Source organism: Clostridium sp. 1001270J_160509_D11 (assembly GCF_015667935.1).
Lineage (GTDB): Bacteria > Bacillota > Clostridia > Peptostreptococcales > Peptostreptococcaceae > Intestinibacter.
In genome coordinates this window covers 1-1,105 of the sequence record NZ_JADPET010000270.1, presented here as the reverse complement: position 1 = coordinate 1,105, position 1,105 = coordinate 1, and the positions used below count along the sequence as shown (strand labels likewise).

The window sequence follows — 1,105 nt, the reverse complement described above, 5'->3', positions numbered from 1 at the left end:
TGATAGGTCAGAGGTGTAAGTGTAGTAATATATTTAGCTTACTGATACTAATAGATCGAGGACTTGACCAAATGAATATCATTCATTAAATGTTTTCAGTTTTGAAAGTATTAAAAAATAAAATTTTATTTGAAAAAAAGTGTTGACAAATAAAATTAAAAATGTTAATATAATACTTGTCTGAAAAATGATGTGGTTATTATAGCGAAGAGGATACACCTGTTCCCATTCCGAACACAGAAGTTAAGCTCTTTAGCGCTGATGGTACTTGGTGGGCAACCGCCTGGGAGAGTAAGACGTAGCCACGTAATGTTCCAAGGTAGCTCAATGGTGGAGCACTCGGCTGTTAACCGATAGGCTGAGGGTTCGAGTCCCTCCCTTGGAGCCAAGACAAATTCTTTGAAAATATGGCTCATTGGTCAAGCGGTCAAGACACCGCCCTTTCACGGCGGTAACAGGGGTTCGATTCCCCTATGAGTCACCAATATCCTGCGGGTGTAGCTCAATGGTAGAGTTCTGGCCTTCCAAGCCAGCTGTGAGGGTTCGATCCCCTTCACCCGCTCCAAATAAATGGGACCATAGCTCAGCTGGGAGAGCACCTGCCTTACAAGCAGGGGGTCACAGGTTCGAGCCCTGTTGGTCCCACCATTAAAATCTGCGGCCTGGTAGTTCAGCTGGTTAGAATGCCAGCCTGTCACGCTGGAGGTCGAGGGTTCGAGTCCCTTCCAGGTCGCCAAATTTATATAATTTAATATGCTGGTGTGGCTCAATGGCAGAGCAGCTGACTTGTAATCAGCAGGTTGTAGGTTCGACTCCTATCACCAGCTCCAATTACGGAGGATTTCCCGAGTGGCCAAAGGGGGCAGACTGTAAATCTGTTAGCATCGCTTTCGGTGGTTCGAATCCACCATCCTCCACCAGAAAATAATATGCGGATGTGGCGGAATTGGCAGACGCACTAGACTTAGGATCTAGCGCCTTTGGCGTGGGGGTTCGACTCCCTTCATCCGCACCATTATTTTATTTAAGTGGGTGCATAGCTCAGCTGGATAGAGCAACGCCCTTCTAAGGCGTGTGTCCGGGGTTCGAATCCCTGTGCGCTCAC

General features: G+C 47.1%; 9 tRNA genes and 1 rRNA gene. All 10 read left to right on the top strand.

The annotated features are described in order from the left end of the window. Window positions 1–191: 191 nt before the first annotated feature. Window positions 192–308, top strand: a 5S ribosomal RNA gene (gene rrf, locus I4U58_RS13895). 5 nt (window positions 309–313) lie between these two features. Next, a tRNA-Asn gene (locus I4U58_RS13890) sits at window positions 314–388 on the top strand. Between the two features lie 21 nt (window positions 389–409). After that, window positions 410–484: transfer RNA gene (locus I4U58_RS13885), tRNA-Glu, on the top strand. A 7-nt stretch (window positions 485–491) separates the two neighbouring features. After that, window positions 492–565, top strand: a tRNA-Gly gene (locus I4U58_RS13880). A gap of 7 nt (window positions 566–572) precedes the next feature. Next, window positions 573–648, top strand: a tRNA-Val gene (locus tag I4U58_RS13875). Window positions 649–659: 11 nt separating this feature from the next. Beyond that, window positions 660–736 (top strand) — tRNA-Asp (locus I4U58_RS13870). A gap of 19 nt (window positions 737–755) precedes the next feature. Continuing rightward, window positions 756–830 (top strand) — tRNA-Thr (locus tag I4U58_RS13865). Between the two features lie 5 nt (window positions 831–835). After that, window positions 836–920: transfer RNA gene (locus I4U58_RS13860), tRNA-Tyr, on the top strand. A gap of 11 nt (window positions 921–931) precedes the next feature. Then, window positions 932–1,015: transfer RNA gene (locus I4U58_RS13855), tRNA-Leu, on the top strand. A gap of 15 nt (window positions 1,016–1,030) precedes the next feature. Next, window positions 1,031–1,104, top strand: a tRNA-Arg gene (locus I4U58_RS13850). The last annotated feature ends 1 nt before the right edge of the window (window position 1,105 follow it).